Source organism: Calditrichota bacterium (genome assembly GCA_014359355.1).
GTDB lineage: Bacteria > Zhuqueibacterota > Zhuqueibacteria > JANLFK01 > Oleimicrobiaceae > Oleimicrobium.
The window spans coordinates 1-5,055 of the sequence record JACIZP010000170.1; the positions used below are offsets into that span (position 1 = coordinate 1).

The window sequence follows — 5,055 nt, forward strand, 5'->3', positions numbered from 1 at the left end:
CGTGCACTGCCAGGAGCGTCCCAGCACATCTTTGATCTTGATGTCGATTTTTGGCCCGTAGAAGACACCCTCACCGGGGTCCACCTTGTAGGCCATGCCTTTGCGCTCCAACGCCTCACGGAGGGCGGCCGTGGCCCGCTCCCAGTTTTCCAACGTACCTACATAGCGCTCCGGCCTCGTGGACAGGAAAACCTCGTAGTCGTGGAACCCGAAGGAACCGAGCATGTACAGGGTCAGGTCGAGTACGCCCGCAATCTCGGCGTCCAGCTGGTCCGGCCGCAAGAAAAGGTGCGCGTCGTCCTGCGTGAAGCCCCTCACGCGCAGCAAGCCGTGGAGTACCCCGGACCGCTCGTAGCGGTACACGGTTCCCAGTTCTGCCCAACGCAAGGGAAGCTCACGGTAGCTTCGGGTACGGCTCTTGTACACCACCAAGTGGAATGGGCAGTTCATCGGCTTGATTTGATAGGGGACCTCCTCGACCTCGTTGGGAGTGAACATGTTCTCGCGGAAAAAGTCCAGGTGCCCGCTCCGGCCCCACAGGTCCAGGCGCGCAATGTGGGGGCTGTAGAGGAGCTCGTACCCGTGCTGCAAGTGCTCACGCCGCCAAAACTCTTCGATGATGGCGCGGACGAGCGCTCCTTTGGGATGCCAGAGCACTAACCCCGGGCCCACTTCTTCCGAGATGCTGAAGAGGTCCAGCTCCTTGCCCAGTCGCCGATGGTCCCGCTTGCGCGCTTCCTCCTGACGCTCGAGATACTCGTCCAGTTGCGCCTTCTGCGGGAAAGAAATCCCGTAGATGCGCTGCAGCATGGGATTGTGCTCGTCACCACGCCAGTACGCTCCAGCCACGCTCAGCAGCTTGAAATGCTTAATGAGCCCAGTTGACGGCACATGCGGGCCGCGGCACAGATCGACAAAATCCCCTTCCTCGTAGATGACGGGTTGCTCATCCATAGCTGCCAGCAGCTCGAGCTTGTAGGTCTCGCCCCGCTGCTGGAACAGCTGCACCGCCTCTTCCTTCGTCACCTCCTTGCGACGGAAGGGGTTGTCCTCCTGCACGATGGCCCGCATCTCTGCCTCGATCCTGGCGAGGTCTTCCGGCGTGAACGGCGCCCCTACGTCGATGTCGTAGTAGAACCCGGCCTCAATAGCAGGACCTACGCCAAAGCGCGCCTCAGGAAACAGGCGCTTGACGGCATGGGCCATCACGTGCGCGCTGCTGTGCCAGTAGACCTCTCGACCTTGCTCGTCGTCAAAAGTGAGGATACGCACGTCGGCGTCCGAGCGAATGGGTGCGTTCAGGTCGAGTACCTGCCCGTTCACGAGTGCAGCCAGCGCCTTGGCAGAAAGAGCTCCCCCCACCTTCCGCGCAATTTCCGCTGGGGTCACGCCAGGCGCGCATTCAAATGTGGAGTTGTCCGGGAGACGTATCTGGATCTTGTCCAAGGCTGTCCGTCGGGCTAAGTTTGCGCATATACAAAAAAATTGCGGAAGCCGCAATTGGGAGACATTGGTGGGCGGTACTGGATTTGAACCAGTGACCCCTTGCATGTCAAGCAAGTACTCTGACCAACTGAGCTAACCGCCCAAAGCCATCATGGAAGAAAAAAAGCGTGCCATGTACGAACAGTGGTCACGCTTCCTGTCTATGTATATGGCACTGGTGGTCTATGTCCGTTTGTCCCAATGTCGTGCCGAGGGCCGGAGTCGAACCGGCACGGACCCGGAAGTCCAAGGGATTTTAAGTCCCTAGCGTCTACCAGTTCCGCCACCCCGGCGCAATGCGGCTTCGATTACAGCTGAGGCGGCGATCGGAGTCGAACCGATGAATAGAGGTTTTGCAGACCTCCGCCTTAGCCACTTGGCTACGCCGCCCGTGCGTGGAGCGGGAGACGGGGGTTGAACCCGCGACCCCCACCTTGGCAAGGTGGTGTTCTACCACTGAACTACTCCCGCGGTGCTTCAAATATAAGCAAAAGTTCTTTGGCATGCAAGCATTTTTTTCGTCCGTGCTGCACACCCCCAGTGGCGCGCTATTGTGAGGAGAACTGGGAATCTATCCAGCGCTGCTCATTGGCATTCGTCAGAAAAATGCCCCCCTGTCCGACCACAGGGCATTTGGTGGCGCAAATGCCGCACCCGATGCACAGCTCCTCGACCACATAGGGCAGCTTGACGAGCCCCTCCGATCCATCCGGGCGCCGCACCATGCGCTGGTCAAAACGGATGGCTTTGTCCGGCACAGGACAGTGTTCCTCGCAGACAAGGCAGTCCTCGCCACGGTACCAGGGAATGCAGCGACTCTTGTCGAAGAAGGCCAACCCCATCTTCGTCCGCTGCTTCACCTCTAAGGGCAACCTCTGGATGGCACCCGTGGGGCAGACCTGCCCGCACAAGTTGCAGTTGTACTCACAATACCCCTCGCGGGGCTTTGCAACGGGTGTCCACAGCCCGATCAAGCCGCTTTCCCAAAGGGAGGGCTGCAAACAACCGCCGGTGCTGGAGCAGACTTTGACGCACTCCTGGCAACGGACGCACCGGTCAAGAAAATCGGCCTCAGGCAGGGCACCCGGCGGCCGGATTACACTTCCCCGTCTCCCTCGGTCAGCGAAGCCAATACCCAGCAGACCGACGGTAGCAAGACTGGCAACTGTCGCCCCCATGAACCGGCGCCGGTCCAGGTCAACCGTCCCCGACCTCGCGGGCTTGCGGAATGCGTAATGGGTAGCTCTTGGCGCACAGACAGACACACACTCGCCACAGGCGATGCATTCCACCGCTGAAGTGGTCACATAGTCGTCTTCCACGGCGTTCATTCGACACCGCGCCCTGCACAACCCACAGGCGGTACAACTCTCGTCGACCTGCCTATGCAGCAGGCGGAACTGTGAGAAGAACCCCAGCAGTGCGCCAAGGGGACAGAGGTTCCTGCACCAAAACCGACTGCTTGCCTTTTCCAAGGCGAGGATAACCACAAAAAGCACAAAGAAAAGCTCTACCAAGCGGAAAGACGGCTGCTGGAGAGGGAACCAGGCTGCATGCAAGAACGAGTAAGCGCGGTACGCCGCACCCTCCAGGAAAGGAACGCGCACCATAACGGCGAGGAGACTCGAGACGGCTATCGTGAAAAGAGGGTAAAGGGCAACATCGGCTGTGCGCGTGAGGATCACGATGGGGTCAAACGGCCAGAGCATCTGGGTGCCAAGGGCTGCGCCCACCAGTATGCCGACCAGAATCGCGAACTTTACCCACCGCCACCGAGTTGGCGATGGTTTCTTGAGCTCCTTCCTCTTCCTCAACGAAATCTTGTGCACCACATCCAGCGTGGAACCGAGAGGACAGACCCACCCGCAAAACACGCGGCCCAGAGGGACAGTCAACGCCAAGACCACCAGCCCCAGGAAGACGTGAGTGACCCATGACCGAGTGGCCAGGATCGTTGCCACTGCCACGAGAGGGCTGCCGCGTAGAAACAAGTCCACGGGAATGGGACCCTCGTACGGGTAAGTCGCCCGCCAGATTAGCCAAAGAAAAAAGAATAGGAAAAAGACTTGGGAGATTCGCCGGGCAGTGCGCATCATTGAGAGTCCGGTGTATGCGAGGAAGAGTACTAACCGTTCGCGCGAAGAGGACCTGGCCTTGGCCTCCCCGTCGCCTTAGGCGGCGAGGGACACTTTCTCAACGCGCAGCCGTTTCACGTCCAGCACGCCGAGCCCACGTCGCTGCGCCTCCACGAGAAAGCCCAACTGAGCCGGGTCGCGGCCAAAGAGAACTGCGCCGTAGGCATCCACGGCGACGCGGTCAACACCGGCGACGACCGTATCCATCTGCTGCACGTCGCGCAAGTTGCCCCCCTGCGGCCCATTGCGGAGCAGGACGCGCGTCGCATCCAGGAGCGTCAGCTGGGGACGGACTACGGTGTTGATGTCCACGATTTTCTTGTCAAAGCGATGGTGAAGCTGCCCACGGTCGCCGCCCAATATGCCCATGAGGTTCTTCAGGCCAATGGTGAGCCCCGATACCGAATGGCTCTTCAGTACCGGCACATTGATCAGGACGTCGGCTTCCACGGCATCGCGATAAAACAACCAAGACTTGAGCTCCTCGCCCTCCGGGATGGACATTTTCACGAATCGCTGCTCAAGCACGAAGGGCACCTCTGCTCCTTCTTTCTCCGCCGCTTTTTGGATGCCACTGCGCAGGTAACACCTTCGCGCCTCGTTGCAGGTCCGGTCGAAGACTTTGACCTTGCGCGCGCCGGCCTCCAGGCAGAGGCGGACAATCTCCGCAACAACCTCTGGATCAGTGTTGGCCGCGTGCTCAGGTAGCCGGTCCCAGGCCATGTTCGGCTTCACGACCACGACATCGCCACGCCGCACGAATGCCGAGATACCTCCCAGCAGCGAAATGGCTTTGCGCACATTGGCGCGCGGCGACGGACCTTGGACTACGGCGAGGTCCACGGCAGGTTGCGCTTTCGCAAGCGACGCAAGGCGCGCCCATGGTCCGGCACATGCGCCCGCGGCAAGGCAGGCAGCAGACTTGACCAGAAATTCTCTGCGGTTGATATCCGGCATTGGGAAATACCCGAAAGTACAGCTCGCCTTTCTGGCAAGAAAAAGAAGACCCGTCCACGAGACGGGTCTTCAAATCCCACCCTTTCGTCGGCTACTTCTTCTTCAGTTCCTCAATATGGTACTGTGCTGCTGGCGCCCACCGTCTGTCCTTCGCGGCAAGTTCGTAGTAGGCCAGGGCTTTCGCCTTGTCCCCCAATGCCTCGGCCGCGCGGGCAGCCTCAAACTGCGCCGGTGCGTACCCTTCTTTGTATTTGAGGCATTGTTCTGCAGCCTCGAGGGCATCCTGGTACCTGCCCACGTTGTTGTAGAGCTCCGCCAGACGATAGTAGCTGTAGAAGTAGTTTTCCTTGATGGCCAAGGCAGTTTCGTGCGCGAGAATTGCCTCTTGGAGTTTCCCCTGGTCGGAGAGCGCTACCCCAAGACTGCTGAAGGCCTGATAGTAGTTCGGGTCAAGCTGCGTGGCTTTCCTGAACGCCTC

Annotated in this window: 4 protein-coding genes and 4 tRNA genes; all 8 read right to left on the minus strand. The window is 59.8% G+C overall.

What is annotated here, in order from left to right; translation table 11 throughout:
* Nucleotides 1-1,551 (minus strand): threonine--tRNA ligase (gene thrS / locus H5U38_07105; GenBank protein ID MBC7186788.1); only part of this gene is annotated, 1,551 nt, incomplete at its 3' end.
* A tRNA-Val gene (locus H5U38_07110) sits at nt 1,512-1,588 on the minus strand. The genes H5U38_07110 and thrS, both read right to left, overlap by 40 nt.
* A gap of 104 nt (nt 1,589-1,692) precedes the next feature.
* Nucleotides 1,693-1,778 (minus strand) — tRNA-Leu (locus H5U38_07115).
* A 24-nt stretch (nt 1,779-1,802) separates the two neighbouring features.
* Nucleotides 1,803-1,875 (minus strand) — tRNA-Cys (locus tag H5U38_07120).
* A 6-nt stretch (nt 1,876-1,881) separates the two neighbouring features.
* A tRNA-Gly gene (locus H5U38_07125) sits at nt 1,882-1,956 on the minus strand.
* A 77-nt stretch (nt 1,957-2,033) separates the two neighbouring features.
* A complete protein-coding gene (locus H5U38_07130) occupies nt 2,034-3,482 on the minus strand; it encodes a 4Fe-4S binding protein (protein MBC7186789.1) in 1,449 nt (482 codons plus the stop codon).
* A gap of 174 nt (nt 3,483-3,656) precedes the next feature.
* Nucleotides 3,657-4,568, minus strand: coding sequence for a DUF362 domain-containing protein (locus tag H5U38_07135; protein MBC7186790.1), 912 nt, complete (start codon nt 4,566-4,568; stop codon nt 3,657-3,659).
* A 100-nt stretch (nt 4,569-4,668) separates the two neighbouring features.
* A partial coding sequence (locus H5U38_07140) for a tetratricopeptide repeat protein (protein ID MBC7186791.1) occupies nt 4,669-5,055 on the minus strand: 387 nt, incomplete at its 5' end.